Source organism: Chromobacterium sp. S0633, from assembly GCF_024158805.1.
Taxonomy (GTDB): domain Bacteria; phylum Pseudomonadota; class Gammaproteobacteria; order Burkholderiales; family Chromobacteriaceae; genus Chromobacterium.
Genome location: NZ_JAMZGH010000128.1, coordinates 1 through 604, shown reverse-complemented (window position 1 = coordinate 604; position 604 = coordinate 1). Strand labels below are relative to the sequence as shown.

Here is a 604-nt window from a genome sequence, read left to right as displayed (position 1 = left end):
CCACCCAGATGCTGCTCTACACCCGCCCGGCGGGCAGCAATGCCGGCTGGCAGTACGTCTATGTGCCGCAACTCAAGGCCAATGGAGAGAATGTGAAGGGCCAATTCGCCCTCGACTGGTCCGGCATGGCGCGCCAAGCGTACGAATTCCGCTACGTCGCCATGGACGCCGCCGGCAAGGTGCTCAACACCCGCCAGGGCACGATGAACCTCAACGACAGCGCGCCCACCATCTCTCAGAGCGAGGCCGCCGTCGACAGCGCCTTCATGTACAGCACCGGCTGGGTCAATCTGACCAATCTCGGCGAGGCCGCGGTGTCCTCGCGGCTGCGTTTCCGCACCCCGGGCGGCGAGTGGGGCGCCAGCCAGGTGCTGGCCGCCACCGGCTTTAAGGGCTGGTTCCAGTTCCTGCCGTCCAACTACGGCCTGGCCGCCGGGCAGACCTGGGAGTATGAGCTCGATCGTCTCGACGCCAACGGCCAATCACTGGGCGCGGTGGTCGGCGCCTTCCGTCCGGGCGAAGCGGCTTCCGTCACCCAACCGGTCGCCTGGCGCGACCAGCCGCAGATCGTTCACATCGGCGGCAATCAGCCGGCGGCGGCCAC

The 604-nt window shown here is 67.7% G+C and carries 1 protein-coding gene; it reads left to right on the top strand.

Annotated features, from left to right (window positions below):
* A partial coding sequence (locus NK214_RS24920; RefSeq protein ID WP_253315813.1) for a hypothetical protein occupies positions 1–604 on the top strand: 604 nt, incomplete at both ends.